The following is a 14,756-nucleotide window of genomic DNA, read 5'->3' as shown; positions in this document are numbered from 1 at the left end:
CACAACGGCCGAACATTCATGAGGGCGGGGCGGAACCGGTCGGTATGACCGAGTTGCACGCAGTCGTCATCGCAGACGACATCACCGGAGCGAACGACACCGGCAGTCAATTCGCCAGTCGAGGGTATCGGACGAACGTCGCGTTCGACCCGAACGCACCGACGGACTGTGACGTTCTCGTCGTCGACACGGAGACGCGGGAAGCGCCGCCGACGGAGGCGTACGACTCGGTTCGAACCGTCGTGGCAGCACACGACGCGCCCGTCCTGTACAAGAAACTCGACTCGACGCTCCGCGGGAACGTCGCTGACGAACTGACGGCGCTCCTCGACGCCGCGACGCCGGACCTGCTGTTGCTCGCGCCGGCGTTTCCGGCGAACGGACGGACGACGGAAGACGGCGTCCAACTGGTCGATGGGGACCCGGTCCTTCAGACGCTCACCGACTCGGAGAACCTCCCTTCGGCGTCATCCGTCGTGGATTTGCTCTCGTCGGTCCCGTACCCCGTCGAAACGATGCACACGGGCATCGTAGACGCGGGACGGCAGGCCGTCCGGTCGCGGCTCACCGAGATACACAGACGCCACAACGAACCGACCGTCGTCGTCGCCGACGCAACGTCGCAGACACACCTTCGGTCGCTCGCCGACGCGGCCGACCGGCTCGCCGCCGATATCGCCTACGCGGGGAGCGGCGGGCTCGCGGGGGCGTTGTCGCTCTCACCCACTGACGGGGACGAAGGGGCGGTACTCGGGGTCGTCGGGAGCGTCAGCGAGACCTCGTTCGAGCAACTCACCGCAGTCCCCGACGGTGCGCTCGTGGTACTGGACCCCGAGGCGATGCTCGAACGCCCCGAAGAAGCCGCGGCCTCTGCGCTCGGCCCGCTTCTCGACGCACAGCGCGTCCACGGCTTCGCTGTCGTCACGTCGGCCGCGTCTCCCGGGGCCGTCGACGCGGTACATCGGACCGCGGACGCGCTCGGACTCGACGAAAGCGCCGTCAAAGACCGAATCGCGACGGCGTTGCGCGAGACCGTCCGACGAGTCCACGAGTCGCGGCCACTGACCGGCCTGTTCACGACCGGCGGTTCGACGACTATCGCGGTGCTCGACGAACTCGACGCGACATCGCTCGACCTGACGGGAATCGAACTTTCGGAGGGGGTTCCGCTCACCAGAATTCGCGGCGGACCGGCGGACGAGACGTTGCTCGTGACCAAGGCGGGGTCGTTCGGTGAGCCGACGACAATAGTTAATTGCCTCGACTTCATCGGTACGCGGTGATGACGGAAGCAGAGAGACCCCTCGTCGGCGTGACGATGGGAGACCCCGGTGGTATCGGAAGCGAGATAATCGTCAAGGCAGCACCGCAGGTGACCGACGACGCGGACGTGGTCGTCATCGGTGACGCAGACGCGGTCCGGAACGCGGTAGCGCAGTGCGGGAGCGACCTGACCGTCGAGGCGGTCGACACCGTCGCTGACGTTCGGTCCGCCCCGTCGACGCTGCCCGTCCTCGACCTCGACAACGTCGCGTCGCTCGCTCACGGCGAAATCGACGAAGCGTACGGACGAGCCTCGCTGGAGTACGTCGAGCGCGCCATCGAACTCGCCATCGCAGGCGACATCGACGCCATCGCGACGGCCCCGATTCACAAGCAGGCGACGGCACGGGCCGGAAGCGAATTCGCGGGCCACACCGGGATGCTCGCGGCGTACACGGAGACGGACAACTACTCGATGATGCTCATCGAGGGAGGACTGCGCGTCACGCACGTGAGCACGCACGTCCCGCTCCGCGAGGCCTGCGACCTCGTGACGACCGAAAACGTCCGCGACACCATCACGGTCACCGCTCAGGGGTTGCGCGACCTGGGAATCGACGACCCGACGATCGCCGTCGCCGGCTTGAATCCCCACGCCGGAGAGGGCGGCCTCCTCGGAGCGGAAGACGACGACGCCATCGAACCGGCGGTCGAACAGGCCCGTGCGGCGGGCATCGACGCCGAAGGGCCCATTCCGCCGGACACCGTCTACGTCAAGGCGGCCGCCGGCGACTACGACTGCGTCGTCTCGATGTATCACGACCAGGGACACATCCCCATCAAGATGCTCGGCTTCGACAGTACCGACACCGTCAGCGGCGTCAACATGACGGTCGGACTGCCGATTATCAGGACGAGCGTCGACCACGGCACGGCGTTCGACATCGCGGGACAGGGAATCGCATCCGAGTCGAGCATGGTCGACGCGATTCGAACCGCCGCCCGCGTCGCCGTCGAGCGAGCGTGACGAACACGGAGCCCTCGTCAGGTGGTTTCGGCGGCTTTCCAACTGGCGTGGAAACATCGCATCGTCGGTTACGCGTGTTCTATCTTGAGTTCGATGATGTTGGTCCCGTTGAGAATCTTGTGTGAGAGTTCCTCTTCGACGCGGTCGTCCCGGAGTTTGTTCGACGGGACGGTCACGCTGATCGCGCCGACCGGGTTGCCTTCGATGTCCTGAATCGGCGCGCCGACACAGCTGATGCCCACGTCGCCTTCGTCTCGCTCGATAGCGTACCCGCGTTCTCGTGTGGCGTCGAGTTCCTCGAAGAGCGCCTCGCGCGTGTTGACGGTGTTTTCGGTGACCGCTCGAAGCCCCCACTTGTCGACGATGTCGTTCACCTCGTCGTCGGAGAAACACGAGAGGATGGCCCGCCCGAAGGCCGGTCGGTGGAGGTACGAGTGCTTCCCCACGGGCGCGAGGTCGACGGCGGCGTTGTCGCCGCGCGCCATGAAAATCACGACGCCGCGACCGCTCTCCTCGATTGCGAGATTGACAAGTTCACCGGTCTCTTTCGCCAAGTCGTGGACGACCTTTCGCCCGTGTCGGTAGACCGGAAGTCGCTCTCGAATCTTGCCCCCGTAGTGGAGGAACTGAAGCGAGAGTCGGTACTTGCTGTCCTCCTTGACGACGTACTCGTTCTCTCGGAGCGTTTGTAGGTGGACGTAGACGGTGCTCGTCGGGAGTCCGGTTCGCTCCGACAGTTCCGTCACCCCGAGTGAGTCCTCCTCCACTAGCGCCTCGACGATTTCGAGAGTCCGTTCAACCGCCTCGAGCGTTCGTGGTTCGTTGGTTGCCATACGATAACACACTGTTTCCAACCTGATTAAATATTTGGGTTTGAAGCATAGTTGAGCACGGTTATCACCGCTGAATCGAACACTAGCCGAGAAAGCGACCCTAGGTCGGGGTATCGGCTGTCTCACCGGCCACCATTCGGCGTAGGGCTCTCCGTCTCCGTCTCGAAACGGGACCGTTGCATGCAGAGAAGCGCTTTCAGAACGTCCGCCTCCGTGTGCGACAAGTGGACGGTTCCGGAATCGTCTGCGTTGTAATGCCACGATTACGAACGGTTCGGGTCGAGAGTTTCGTTTCCATTCCGAGTGAAAGCACTAAACGGTACGAGTTGCACTGCGTGGGGACTTGCTCCGTGATAGCCACGCGAACGCACGGTTTCGAGTGTCGTTGGAGTGGTTCGGCGGCGAGCGAGCGACCCGCGGAACCGTAACGCCGATTGGAATGGTCGCCGCTGGTCGGAGCCGCCGTGCGTCGCTTTCCACGTGAGTTGGAAACCGTTTCGGAGCGAGCGGTCACGCGCTTCGCTCGGATACGAGATAGGCAGTATCGATTACAGGTGTATGCTTGTAATACATCGACGGATTACGGTTCCCGCGTCCGTGCCGTCGACGCGGTCGGTCGTCGTCCAGTCGGCGGGCCACGCCGTCACGGTCGATGTCACTCCCGTTGATAGAACGCCGCGATGTCCCGCCATCGGTCGAAGTACGCCTCTTTTTGCGTATCGAAGTCCGCGCTGACCGACGGGTCCGGCTCGATAACGTCACGCTCTCGGAGGAGGTTTTCCGCCGCCGTCTCGACGTCGCTGTAAATCGACGTGATGAGCGCGGGAGCCATGACCGCGCCGGCAGTCGTTCGCGGTTCCATCTCGACGACCGGGCGGTCCCATATCGACGCCCGGAGCGTGTTCCACCAGTCGTAGTTGCCGTCGAGCGTCGGCGTCCCGTCGTTGATGACGAGCACGCGGTCGATGTCCGTGTCGAAGTGTTCTTCGACCAGCGAGATGTACGTCCACTCGGTCAGGATGATGCCGGTAATGAGCCCGCGCGCCAGTCGGCCGTGGACCTCCTCGGTCGACAGGGAGTTGTCGTAGTTGAGGCCGAGGAGCGACCCCGCGACGTCGGCGTCGAAAAACGGGCTTCGGTTGCCCTTGAGGAACACCTCGTAGCCGTGGCCGCTCGGGACTTGTCGGGCGAGTTCGAGCCCGCGCTCCGGCGTGCAGTTGAGGACGCGGTCGAAGAACCATCGGAGGAGGTTGCCGGTGTCGAACGACGCACCTGGCAGATAGCCGTCGATGGGGTGGCGGTGGTAGTACAGCGCCGGGTGGGGCGAGACGGACTCCGAGACGTACTTGACGACGCTCGACGCGCCGAAGGTGATGCTGAAGTCCCCGGGTTTGACGCCGCCGTTCGCCAGCACCGAGGCGTTGCCGTCAGTGAGCCCCTGAAAGAGTTTGATACCGTCGAAGTCGGTCCGCTCGGCCAACTGACCGTCGGCGACCCCGATGAACGAGCCGGGGGGGCGAATCGCCGGAAAGAGCGACCGAGGCAGGTCGAGCGTCTCGAACAGCGACTCGAACCACGTGGGGAGTGGCGTCGTCACGTCGGCGCCGAACTTCAACGCGTTCGTCCAGTCGGTCTCGATATCGCGCCACGGCGTCGACGCGTCGAATCGGAGCCGGTACAACAGCCACGTCGTCGGGCTGAGAATCCACTCCACCCGCTGGAACTTTTCGGGGTGCTCCTCGCGAAGCTTCAGAATCTTCGGAAGAGGGCTGGTCGGAGAAAACGCGATATTCTGGTTAATCGAGAGGTCAGACAGGTCGAGGTCGCGGAGCTTCGACGCCTGTTCGGGCGCGGAATCGAAGTACATCTGCGGGGGGAACACCGGCTCGCCGTACTTGTCGACGAGCACGGCGGTCCCCGACGTACTCGCGACCGAGCCGATGCCGGTCTGCGGGAGCGCCGGCGCCGCCTCGTGGAGCGCTCGCTCCCACGCGAGCGTCGTCTGCTCGGCGACGGGTGCCTCACCGCCGGCGAGTCGTTCGCCGTCGGTGCTGTACACATCGACATGCACGCTCGCGGTACCGAGATGAACGCCGACCAGTTGCGGGCTCTCCATACCACGCTGTCACGCAGGACGCCATTAAATCCTTCCGAGGATGGTACCTCGACGAGGGCGCGAGGGCGCAGTTCGGCCGACTGGCAACAGCGGGGTTCAGTTGGCAATAGTTAGCATACGCTCTAGCGGAGAGCATATCTGGGTGACAAATGGCTCCGGTTCGGGAGAATACAATTAGATAACCGCAGAGAGAAGAGACATAATCAGATAGACCGTAATTATTGTTGGAGTAGCATGCATTCTGTATTTAAGAACGAATGTACACTCAGACTGAACAACACCGTCAGAGCCGGCGGCGACTTGCAAGAGCCGTCGAGACGTTCATTACAACTGTATTCTTGTAATCTTTAGTGGTTCGTGTGGAGTTCGATGACGTTGGCGGCGCTCTGGACGATGTCGGGAACCTCGTCGGTGAACCGCTCGTTATTCATGCGGCTGACGGGTTGCGAGACGCTGATTGCACCCAGGACGGTCCCGTCTTTCGCGATGATGGGGGCGCCAACGCATCGGAGCCCTCTGATGAGTTCCTCGTTGTCCACGGCATAGCCCCGGTCACGGACCGTCGCCAACTGTGCGTCGAGTTCCGCTCTGTCGGTAATCGTCTGGTCGGTCTCCGCGGGAAGGCCGTGTTCCTCGATGATTTCGTCGACGCGCTCGGACGGGAGGTGCGCCAGTATCGCCTTTCCGAGACCGATGGCGTGGAGCGGCCGTCTGAGGCCGGGGTAGATGTCTAAATCGACCGCCCGCTCACCCTGTTCGGAGGCGAGATAGACGCCCTGTCCGTACTCCTCGACCATCAGGTTCGCGAGCTCACCGGTCTGGGACGCCAACCGGTGGACCTCCCGCTTCGCCACCTGATACAGCGGGTGGCGGTGCTGTACGTATCCCCCGAACCCGAGCAGGCGGAGACTCAGTTCGTAATCGGTCCCGTCGCGGACGACGAACTTCTCGGCTTCGAGCGTGCTGAGGTGGTTGTGAACCGTGCTCTTGTTCATCCCGAGTTCCCGCGCGAGGAACGTCACACTGCTCGACCCGTGTTCTCGAAGCGCGTCGAGCACCCGAATCGTCTTCCGACTCGTTTCGATCCGGTTGGGCGCGTTTTCTGTCATAACTGCGTGTCGTCGAGGCAACCCTAAATAGTTTGTTCCACCGAGCAGAACAACTGTTCGACTCGGTGAGACAGTGGAGCGAACCACCGACACCGTCCGAACGGTGGTTGTAGAAGGGAGAGCCCAAGATATCTGCCGCCTAACGGTCACTGTGCGGCGTTCGGGAGATTGTCGGCAAAAACTATTTACGCTCACTCCCTGAGCTACGGTGTATGGAGATACAGACAGAGAGCTTCTCCATCGAGAGCCACAGCAGGTTCGAGATTCTGAGCGTCACTCCCGAGGTGGAAGCGACCATCGAGGACCTCGGCGTGACCGATGGACTCGTGTACGTGTCGACGCCCCACACGTCTGCGGCGCTCTCGACCAACGAGTACGAAGAGAAGCTCCTCGACGACATGATTGACAAGTTCAAGGAGATAGCCCCCCCGGACGACGGCTACTACCACGACCTCGACCACATCACCGCGGGCGAGCAGCCGAACGCCCACGCGCACCTCATCTCCGCGATGATCAAGCGACCGGTCCTTCTCGTCCTCCGCGACGGGGAGCTCGACCTCGGGACCTGGGAAGAGGTCATGTTCTTCGAACTGTGCGGCCCGCGCGAGCGAACGATTACCACGACGATTCTACGATAACCATGACGGACCAACGACTCGGACGATCGGTGACTGTCGCCATCGACCACGGCCTCCATTGGGGTTCGCTTGAGGGGTTCGAGGACCCCGCGGCGCTCCTCGACACGGTGTTGGACGCCGGCCCCGACGGTATCCTGGCGAGCGTGCCGTTTCTGAAGCGCTTCGAGGACCGAATCGACGCCGCCGACGTCCACACCATCGGCACGCTCGACCTCCTGTACGACTCGACGATGCCGGGCGACGTCGAGAACGCCGAAATCCACTCCCAGGTGTTCAGCGTCGAGGACTGCGCCGAGGTGGCCGACGCCGCGAAAGTCGCGCTCGTCTTCGGGCGGGAGAGTCCCGACGTGCTGAAGGAGAACGCCGAGTTCGTCGCGGCCGCGGCCGAAGACTGCGACGACGCGGGGATTCCGCTCATCGTCGAGCCCACACTCTGGGGCCAGCGCGCTGACGACGAGTTCGACACCGACTACCTCGTCAACGCCAACCGCCTCGGCTTCGAACTCGGCGCGGACATCCTGAAGACCCCGTACCCGCCCACGGGCTTCGAGCGCATCGTGCACAACGCGCCGGTGCCGACGTACATCGCCGGCGGCCCCACCGTCGAGACGGACCGAGAGGTACTGGAGATGGTCCACGGTGCCGTCGAGGCCGGTTCGCAGGGCGTGATGTTCGGCCGGAACGTCTGGCAGCGGGACGACCCCGCGGCCATCATCGACGCGCTCTCGGCCATCGTCCACGAGGGCGCGACTATCGAGGAGGCGGCGACGCTGTTATGACTCCCCGAGGTAGTTCCCGGACCCGCTCATGAACCTTCCGTACCCCCACTTTCAGGTCAACTTCAAGGTGTATCCGGACACGAGCGGCGAGGACGCGCTCGCGTTCGCGCGGCTGCTCGAAACGATAGAAGCGGAGACCGACGCGCGCTTCGTGTTGACGCCGCAACTGCCGGACATCCGGCTGATAACCGAACACACCGACCTCGCCGTCACCGCGCCCGCGATGGACGCCGTCGAGCCCGGTCGCGGGATGGGGAAAATCCTCCCGGAGACCGTCGCAGACGCGGGGGCCGACGGCGTCGTCATCAACCACGCGGAGAACCGCGACACGCTGTCCGACCTCGTGTGGAAAATCGAGCGCTGTCGCGACCTGGACCTCGACTCGGTCGTCTGCGTCGACAGCATCGAGATGGGTCGCGCGGTCGCGGAGTTCGACCCCGACTCGATGATATACGAGATGCCCGAGGACATCTCGTCGGACCGCGCGATTACGCAGACGCACCCCGACCGCGTTCGCGACTTCATGTCGATGGTCGAGACGGAGAATCCGCGCACTCGCGTCCTCGTCGGCGGCGGCATCTCGACCGCCGAAGATGTCCGCCTCGCCTTCGAACAGGGAGGTCACGCGACCGGTGCCGCGTCGGCCGTGTCGCTCGCGTCGGAGCCGGAGCCGCTCCTCCGCGACATCGCCGCGAGTTTCCCCTGAGACGGCCGCCGACGGCAGACAGTCCCGTCTCGCTCCGCTCGGGACTGCGGCGCGTCGGACCGGCGCAATCTTTTTAGTGGTCATCGATAATGTGCAATACACGACAATGACAGCGAAAAACATCCTCGTAGTGTGTGGCACATCGGTTGCGACGTCGACGGTCGTCAAGGAAGCGCTGAAAGAGAAGCTCCCGGAGCGCGGCCTCGACATCGGGACCATCGCCAAGGCGAAGGCGACGGAAGCCCCCGGCAAGGTCTCGTCGGGGAACTTCGACCTCATCGTCACCACGACGCAACTCAACGAAGACAAGTTCGACATCCCGGTCATCCACACGACGGCGTTCATGACCGGTATCGGCCAAGACGAGGTCCTCGACGACATCGCCGCGGCGCTCGAAGGCTGACCGATACGTCGCCGACACGAATCTTTCACGAATGACAGCAACATTTATGTAGAGACACTCTCATTCTGAGACAGGGTTGTGAGTTAATAACATGGCAGTACCAGACGTATTCTTACAGAGTGGTGTGAGTTCCCTGTTGAATTCTATCAACAGCGTAATCCAATCGTTGGGCGTGAGCGTCCTCCTGCCGATAATCATCTTCCTCATCGCGCTCGCGTTCCGGGTGGACGTGTTGAAGGCGGCGCGCTCGTCCATCCTCATCGGCATCGGCTTCATCGGCATCAATCTCGTCATCGGGCTGTTCAGCGAGAACATCAGTCCGCTGGCCCAACAGATGGTCGAGGTGACCGGCATCACGCTTCCGGCGGTCGACGTCGGCTGGCCCGCCGCCGCCGCCATCGCCTTCGGTATCGCGGAACTCGGCGTCTGGATGATTCCGCTGTTCGTGGTGATGAACCTCGTCCTCTTCGCTATCGGCTTCACGTACACGCTCAACGTGGACATCTGGAACTACTGGCACTTCGCCTTCATCGGCGGACTGGTCTACATGAGCACGAACAACTGGCTGTACTCGGTGGCGGTCGGGCTGACGCTGGGGCTGTTCGTCCTCGTGGCCGCGGACTGGACGCAACCGGCCGTCGAGGAGACGTTCGACACGCCCGGAATCTCCATTCCGCACGGGACCTCGGCACCCTACGCCGTCGCCGCGATTCCGATTCACTGGGCGGTGGATAAGACGCCGCTCGGGAACATCGAAGCCGACCCCGACGCGATTCAAGACCGGTTCGGCATCCTCGGCGAACCAATCTTCGTCGGCCTCGCCATCGGGCTCGTCATCGGTATCGCCGCCTACAGTAACGCGCTCTTCGTCGCCGAGAGCTGGTACGCCATCCTCACCGCCGGCATCTCGTTCGCCGCGGTGATGCACATCCTCCCGATGATGGTCGGCATCCTCATGGAGGGGCTGACGCCGCTTTCGGAGTCGATTCGGAACTACATGACCTCGCGGTTCGAAGACCGCGACATGGCGATTGGCCTCGACTCGGCTATCCTCATCGGCCACGAGTCGGTCATCGCGTCCAGCCTGCTCATCGTCCCCATCGCCATCGTGATGTCGATTATCCTCCCCGGCAACGACGTGCTGTGGGGAATCGACCTGGCGACGTTCCCGTTCTTCTTCGCGCTGATGGTCCCTATCATGAACGGCAACATCGTGAAGATGGTCGTCACGGGCACCATCCTGCTGGTTCCGCTGCACTACATCTCCTCCGCGGTGGCTCCGCTCCTGACGCAGGCGGCTGGGAGCGCGGGCTTCGACCTCGGTGGTCGCGGGCTCATCACGTCGCCCGTCGCTGACGCGGGGTCGCCCGCGACGGGCATTCTGGCCCTCATCCCGGCACCGGTCGCCCTCGCGGTCGGACTCGTCGTCGTCCTCGGCATCTGGGTCGCGCTTCGGATGTGGCCCCAGCGGATGTACATGGTCGCCGGCGCGTCCGAAGAGAAAGCGCGGGAGACCGTCGAACGTCGTCACACCGGCAAAGGCGGCGGCCTCCTGCCCAACAAACTCGGCTCGACCGTCGACGCCTCGGGCGCAGAGGGTCGCTCCGACGACTGACCGCGCAGTTACCCGTCGGTGTCCGCGACTCGACCGCGACGAGTCGCCGCGTTTTGCGGCATCGCCGGCGAACCGGTACCAACACTTTTCTCGGAGACCCGCGTACGACTCATCGATGCGAACCGAAAGCCTCGAACTGACTGGCGAGACGGACGAAGCGGTCCTCACGGAACTCGGCGCGTACGCCTACGACCAAGGCTGGGCCGACAAGAGCTACGCGGACGCCCTTCTGGCACGCGAAGCCGATTACCCGACGGGACTCGACATCCCGACGATGGGGTTCGGTATCGCCATCCCCCACGCCGACCCCGACCACGTCACAGAACAGGCCGTGCTCCTCGGACTGCCGCCCGCGGGCGAGTCGATAGCGTTCCGGAGCATGGACAACCCCGACGAGCGCGTCGACGCCGAAGTCGTCGTGTTACTCCTCGTGACAGACACCGACGGGTACTCGTCGTTCCTCTCGAACCTCGCGAAACTCTTCCAGGCCGAGGAGTTCGCCGAACTGACGAAGCGCCGCGACGCCGACGGCCTGCTCGACCTCGTCGTCGAGCGCTGCGTCGATTTCGACGGTTGAAAGGGAGAAGACGACGCCGCGGAGTGGTGCTTCACGACGAGCGAGCGACCAGTACTCCACTTCACTCCATTCCACTCTCCTCCAGTTCTCAGTCGACGAGCGCTCGCACGTCCTCGCGGGTCTCGTCGCTGAGAGTCGCCTCGGCGAGCGCCGGCGTCGAGTCCGCGTCCGCCGGCAAAGGCGCTCGCCTAGCGGAAAAGCCTTAGTACCGGCGTGGGAAATGCCCGCACGGATGGCAGCGAAATCAGCGACAGTAGTCGTAGAGCACGAGACCGGTCTCCACGCGCGTCCCGCGTCGATGTTCGTCCAGACGGCGTCGAAGTTCGAGACGGATATCTCCGTGCGGAAAGCCGGCGGGGAGACGGAAGTAGACGCCAAAAGCAGTATCGCCGTTCTCTCGCTCGGCGTCGGCCCGGACGAGGAAATCGTCATCACCGCCGACGGTAACGACGGCGAACAGGCCGTCGAGCGACTGGTCGAACTCGTCCGGAACGACTTCGACCTCGATACGTGAACCGCCTCGGAGTCAGGCCCCGAGGCACTCGCCTCGCGTATCCGTAGACGACCGCTCGGACTCGTGGCCGAGCCGACGCCCGACGACGGAATGGGCGCGACGAGTGACTACAACGCCGCCTGCAACCGCGTCGGTGCTTCGACCGTGGAGGGGAGCGGCCTCGCGGAATCGGTCGCGATTCCCCCAGCCGAGTCTTAGATAGATACTTGATGTTTTCCAATACTATCCAGATACTCTATGATTTCATCCGACAGTCCGAGAGCAAGCGATATATCTCGCATAGAGAAACTGAGAGTGGATTTAACCGCAGATTGAGATTTCAGACAGTCAGGAATCGCAGTCGTAGTCCGACGAAGCTATCTGAGTTCCTCGTCGCTCTCAAACGCGTTTATCGGGGTTTTCAGATATATCTCTCTACTCCGACGATATCGAATGACATAATTCCTGATATGTATTATAAATGAGTAGGTCTGGTGACGAACTTAGGTCGCGGGATGCGTATGTGTCGCTACCGAGGAACGAGCGCCGTCACGCTGTGGTGGCCGCGTCACGACGGAGTCGCCAAGGTCGGAGCGACGACTACTCGGTCGTCGTGTCGTTCGTCGCGGCCGGCGGGCTGAAGTCGCTCGGCGGTTCGGACCCGTTCGGTGGCTCGCCCGGGCCGCCGCCACCGGCCGAAAACGAGTCGTCCGCGGCCGTTCCGCCGACCGCGAGCGCCTGCCGCCGCGTCAGCAACCGACCGACCGGTTCGTCGTCGGTGTCCATAGTCGTCTGTTCGCCGTCGGGAACGTCGCGGCGCACCCGACGGTCAGGCGGTCAAAAAACACGTGCCGAAGTGCGGCCTGTCGGGAGGTCGGCGCGCCTAGTGGAACAGCCGCCACACCAGTCCGAGGAGGATGAACGGCGCGAACGGAATCATGAGCACTGCGATCCCAGCGACGATGAGCGTCCCCATGAGACCCATCTGGGTGTTCGAGTAGTCGGTTCGAACGGGGTTGACTGCGCGGGCCATACGTAGTCGTCCGTTCCCATCATACATAAGCTGACTGAATAGTTAATATATAAATATCGGCGGACGAGGGCGGCGGTTACGGGCGGGGAGACGGCGGAGCGGCGCGCGGGGTTACGCCCGCGACGGTTCCGGCGCGCGGAGCGCCAGAAGCACGCCGACGACGGCGACGCCGCCCGCGGCGAAGAACGCGGGCGCGTAGCCCGCGTAGTCGATGATTGCGCCGGCAGCGATGGGCGCGGCGAACGCGCCGAGGAGGCCGACGCTCGTCAGGAGCGAGACGGCCGTGGTTCGCACCGACGGGGCGACGAGTTCGGCGATGTACGAGAAGATGAGCCCCGTCACGAGTTGGATGGCGAAGCCGACGACGACGACCGCGCCGACGACGGGGCCGAGTCCCGAGACGAACGCGAAGGCGACGACCGCGGGCGTGGCGACGGCGAACGACGAGACGATGACGCGGCGGCGACGGCCGCCGAACACGCGGTCGGTCACCACACCGCTCGTCGACCGCGCGACCGCGCCGATGGCGGGGAACAGCGCGGTCAGGAGACCGCTCGCCGCCAACGAGATTTCGAACTCGCTGGCGAGGAAGCTCGGCAGCCAGGTGTTGACGAACAGGTACAGCGAGTAGGCGAGAAAACAGAGCCCGCAGACGGTCCAGACCGCCCGGCTGCCGAACAGTTCGCGGAGTGCCGCCCCGTCGGGGGACGGCGCGTCGACACCGGGGACGCGGCGGCGAGTCGCGGCCGCGAAGAACACGACGCCGACGACGGCGACCCCGGCGTACAGCGGGAGAATCGCGGGCCAGCCCGCCGCGTTTGCGATGAGCGGGCTCCCGAACTGCCCGAGGGCGAACCCGACGGGCGCACTCGCGGTGAACACGCCGACCGCGGTCGCGCGCCGTGCCGGCGGGACCGCGTTGCCGACGACGTTCGCGCCCGCGTTCCAGAACGTGACGTAGGCGAGTCCGCCGAGCACCCGCGAGGCGAGGAGCCAGCCGAACGCGCCGGCGGTGGCCGCGTACCAGCCCCAGCCGCCGGCGACGACGAGCGCGACGGTCGCCAGTCCGACCACGCGGCGCACGGAAAAGCGGTCGAGGACGACGCCGACGGGGACGCTCGTGACGACCGCCGTCGCGTACATGATGCTGACGAGCCAGCCCGCCGCGCTCGAACTCAGTCCGAGGGAGTCCTGAATGGCCGGAAAGACGCTCGCCGGGGCGATTTCGTAGGCCGCGGCCGCCGTCGAAAGCAGGAAGAAGCCGACGACGATGCCCAGTGTCTCGCGTCGCGTGCCCGTCGTGTCGTCAGTCGTACTCACGGTTTCGCTACCTGCTCGGCGGAAGGATATGAAACCGCGTGATGTCGGTCTGGTGTCGCGGCGACCGCGGGTGCCTCACCGACTCAGTCGTCCCCGCGGAGCGCCCGCTCGATGGTCGTGTCGCCGCCCGTGAGCGTCAGCGTCTCGCCGACCGTCCGGTCGATATCGAGACTGGCGACGACCGCCTGTGCGACGTCGGCCCGCGGAATCTCGGGCGTGTCGCCGTCGAGACTCTCGACGGTCAGCGAGACGGAGCCGGTTCCCTCTGCGTCGGTGAGCCTCGTGGGGCGGAGAATCGTCGCGTCGAGCGACGACTGTTCGAGGTAGTCGTCCGCGCAGCGCTTGGCGACCAGATACGGGCGCAGCGCCTCCGGGCCCGAAAGTGGGTCGCCCGCGCCGATGGAGCTAATCATCACGAAGCGGTCGATACCCGCCTCGACGCAGGCGTCAACCACCCGCCGAGCGCCCCAGAGGTCGACCATGAGCGTCTTGTCCGCGCCGGTCGACCCGCCGGAGCCGGCGGTGAACACGACCGCGTCGGCTCCGTCGAGCGCCGCGTCGAAGTCGCCTTCGAGGTCGCCCAGTCGCGGCTCACCGCCGCGGTCGCGAACCGCCTCGAACTGCGATTCGTCGCGGACGACGCCGACGGGGTCGTGCCCGGCGTCCGCGAGTCGGGGGAGTAGCTCTCGGCCGATACCGCCGTTCGCGCCGATGACTGCGACCTGCATCGTTCGCTGTCCCGTAGTCGCCCCGGCCAGATAGGGGCTGGGTTCAGCGAAGGTGACGTGCGCGACTCGTCGCGGTGGAGCACCGACCCCGACACCCGATATCCCTCGTCGAACCG

The 14,756-nt window shown here is 64.5% G+C and carries 16 protein-coding genes; 9 read left to right on the top strand and 7 right to left on the bottom strand.

The window, feature by feature from the left end:
* Positions 1–44: 44 nt before the first annotated feature.
* The gene (locus E4P24_RS10935) at positions 45–1,283 is read left to right on the top strand and encodes a four-carbon acid sugar kinase family protein (RefSeq protein WP_115861022.1); all 1,239 of its coding nucleotides are present in this window, start codon (positions 45–47) and stop codon (positions 1,281–1,283) included.
* Positions 1,283–2,290, top strand: a complete 1,008-nt coding sequence (gene pdxA / locus E4P24_RS10930) for a 4-hydroxythreonine-4-phosphate dehydrogenase PdxA (RefSeq protein ID WP_008605501.1) — start codon at positions 1,283–1,285, stop codon at positions 2,288–2,290. Before E4P24_RS10935 ends, pdxA begins: the two co-directional genes overlap by 1 nt.
* A gap of 68 nt (positions 2,291–2,358) precedes the next feature.
* Here the strand turns inward: pdxA and E4P24_RS10925 are convergent, their stop codons facing one another.
* The 3 genes from E4P24_RS10925 to E4P24_RS10915 all read right to left on the bottom strand — a co-directional run bounded on the left by E4P24_RS10925 (position 2,359) and on the right by E4P24_RS10915 (position 6,348).
* Positions 2,359–3,123 carry an IclR family transcriptional regulator gene (locus E4P24_RS10925; RefSeq protein ID WP_004062777.1) on the bottom strand — a complete coding sequence of 255 codons (765 nt, stop codon included), beginning with the start codon at positions 3,121–3,123 and terminating at the stop codon, positions 2,359–2,361.
* Between the two features lie 655 nt (positions 3,124–3,778).
* Complete coding sequence (locus E4P24_RS10920) at positions 3,779–5,239, bottom strand: FGGY family carbohydrate kinase (protein WP_008605504.1); 1,461 nt, start codon at positions 5,237–5,239, stop codon at positions 3,779–3,781.
* A 347-nt stretch (positions 5,240–5,586) separates the two neighbouring features.
* A complete protein-coding gene (locus E4P24_RS10915) occupies positions 5,587–6,348 on the bottom strand; it encodes an IclR family transcriptional regulator (RefSeq protein ID WP_004041991.1) in 762 nt (253 codons plus the stop codon).
* A gap of 212 nt (positions 6,349–6,560) precedes the next feature.
* On the opposite strand from E4P24_RS10915, the gene E4P24_RS10910 reads away from it, so the two are divergent.
* The 7 genes from E4P24_RS10910 to E4P24_RS10880 all read left to right on the top strand — a co-directional run bounded on the left by E4P24_RS10910 (position 6,561) and on the right by E4P24_RS10880 (position 11,580).
* A complete protein-coding gene (locus E4P24_RS10910; RefSeq protein WP_004062779.1) occupies positions 6,561–6,986 on the top strand; it encodes a secondary thiamine-phosphate synthase enzyme YjbQ in 426 nt (141 codons plus the stop codon).
* A gap of 2 nt (positions 6,987–6,988) precedes the next feature.
* Complete coding sequence (locus tag E4P24_RS10905; RefSeq protein WP_115861024.1) at positions 6,989–7,765, top strand: class I fructose-bisphosphate aldolase; 777 nt, start codon at positions 6,989–6,991, stop codon at positions 7,763–7,765.
* 28 nt (positions 7,766–7,793) lie between these two features.
* The gene (locus E4P24_RS10900; protein ID WP_004062781.1) at positions 7,794–8,471 is read left to right on the top strand and encodes a triose-phosphate isomerase; all 678 of its coding nucleotides are present in this window, start codon (positions 7,794–7,796) and stop codon (positions 8,469–8,471) included.
* A 106-nt stretch (positions 8,472–8,577) separates the two neighbouring features.
* A complete protein-coding gene (locus E4P24_RS10895; protein ID WP_004062782.1) occupies positions 8,578–8,874 on the top strand; it encodes a PTS sugar transporter subunit IIB in 297 nt (98 codons plus the stop codon).
* Positions 8,875–9,046: 172 nt separating this feature from the next.
* Complete coding sequence (locus E4P24_RS10890; RefSeq protein ID WP_004062783.1) at positions 9,047–10,489, top strand: PTS galactitol transporter subunit IIC; 1,443 nt, start codon at positions 9,047–9,049, stop codon at positions 10,487–10,489.
* A gap of 115 nt (positions 10,490–10,604) precedes the next feature.
* Entirely contained in the window at positions 10,605–11,066 is a 462-nt protein-coding gene (locus E4P24_RS10885; protein ID WP_004062784.1) for a PTS sugar transporter subunit IIA, read from the top strand.
* A 232-nt stretch (positions 11,067–11,298) separates the two neighbouring features.
* Entirely contained in the window at positions 11,299–11,580 is a 282-nt protein-coding gene (locus tag E4P24_RS10880; RefSeq protein WP_013035533.1) for an HPr family phosphocarrier protein, read from the top strand.
* Positions 11,581–12,159: 579 nt separating this feature from the next.
* Here E4P24_RS10880 and E4P24_RS10875 read toward each other — a convergent pair.
* The 4 genes from E4P24_RS10875 to E4P24_RS10860 all read right to left on the bottom strand — a co-directional run bounded on the left by E4P24_RS10875 (position 12,160) and on the right by E4P24_RS10860 (position 14,640).
* Positions 12,160–12,345 carry a hypothetical protein gene (locus E4P24_RS10875; RefSeq protein ID WP_223173922.1) on the bottom strand — a complete coding sequence of 62 codons (186 nt, stop codon included), beginning with the start codon at positions 12,343–12,345 and terminating at the stop codon, positions 12,160–12,162.
* A gap of 97 nt (positions 12,346–12,442) precedes the next feature.
* Entirely contained in the window at positions 12,443–12,592 is a 150-nt protein-coding gene (locus E4P24_RS10870; protein ID WP_004062786.1) for a hypothetical protein, read from the bottom strand.
* 111 nt (positions 12,593–12,703) lie between these two features.
* Positions 12,704–13,912 (bottom strand): nitrate/nitrite transporter, encoded by a 1,209-nt coding sequence (locus E4P24_RS10865; RefSeq protein WP_115861028.1) that lies wholly within the window; start codon positions 13,910–13,912, stop codon positions 12,704–12,706.
* 83 nt (positions 13,913–13,995) lie between these two features.
* Positions 13,996–14,640 (bottom strand): SDR family oxidoreductase, encoded by a 645-nt coding sequence (locus E4P24_RS10860; protein WP_115891435.1) that lies wholly within the window; start codon positions 14,638–14,640, stop codon positions 13,996–13,998.
* Between the last annotated feature and the right edge of the window lie 116 nt (positions 14,641–14,756).

The sequence above is a fragment of the Haloferax sp. AS1 genome (genome assembly GCF_014530665.1).
GTDB lineage: Archaea > Halobacteriota > Halobacteria > Halobacteriales > Haloferacaceae > Haloferax > Haloferax volcanii.
This window is presented reverse-complemented; position numbering and strand designations above follow the sequence as displayed.

Coding starts and splice junctions, on each gene's coding strand:
- E4P24_RS10910 (WP_004062779.1), top strand. CDS start 6,561: ATGGAGATACAGACAGAGAGCTTCTCCATCGAGAGCCACAGCAGGTTC.
- E4P24_RS10935 (WP_115861022.1), top strand. CDS start 45: ATGACCGAGTTGCACGCAGTCGTCATCGCAGACGACATCACCGGAGCG.
- pdxA (WP_008605501.1), top strand. CDS start 1,283: ATGACGGAAGCAGAGAGACCCCTCGTCGGCGTGACGATGGGAGACCCC.
- E4P24_RS10880 (WP_013035533.1), top strand. CDS start 11,299: ATGGCAGCGAAATCAGCGACAGTAGTCGTAGAGCACGAGACCGGTCTC.
- E4P24_RS10925 (WP_004062777.1), bottom strand. CDS start 3,123: ATGGCAACCAACGAACCACGAACGCTCGAGGCGGTTGAACGGACTCTC.
- E4P24_RS10895 (WP_004062782.1), top strand. CDS start 8,578: ATGACAGCGAAAAACATCCTCGTAGTGTGTGGCACATCGGTTGCGACG.
- E4P24_RS10885 (WP_004062784.1), top strand. CDS start 10,605: ATGCGAACCGAAAGCCTCGAACTGACTGGCGAGACGGACGAAGCGGTC.
- E4P24_RS10860 (WP_115891435.1), bottom strand. CDS start 14,640: ATGCAGGTCGCAGTCATCGGCGCGAACGGCGGTATCGGCCGAGAGCTA.
- E4P24_RS10900 (WP_004062781.1), top strand. CDS start 7,794: ATGAACCTTCCGTACCCCCACTTTCAGGTCAACTTCAAGGTGTATCCG.
- E4P24_RS10870 (WP_004062786.1), bottom strand. CDS start 12,592: ATGGCCCGCGCAGTCAACCCCGTTCGAACCGACTACTCGAACACCCAG.
- E4P24_RS10920 (WP_008605504.1), bottom strand. CDS start 5,239: ATGGAGAGCCCGCAACTGGTCGGCGTTCATCTCGGTACCGCGAGCGTG.
- E4P24_RS10905 (WP_115861024.1), top strand. CDS start 6,989: ATGACGGACCAACGACTCGGACGATCGGTGACTGTCGCCATCGACCAC.
- E4P24_RS10915 (WP_004041991.1), bottom strand. CDS start 6,348: ATGACAGAAAACGCGCCCAACCGGATCGAAACGAGTCGGAAGACGATT.
- E4P24_RS10875 (WP_223173922.1), bottom strand. CDS start 12,345: ATGGACACCGACGACGAACCGGTCGGTCGGTTGCTGACGCGGCGGCAG.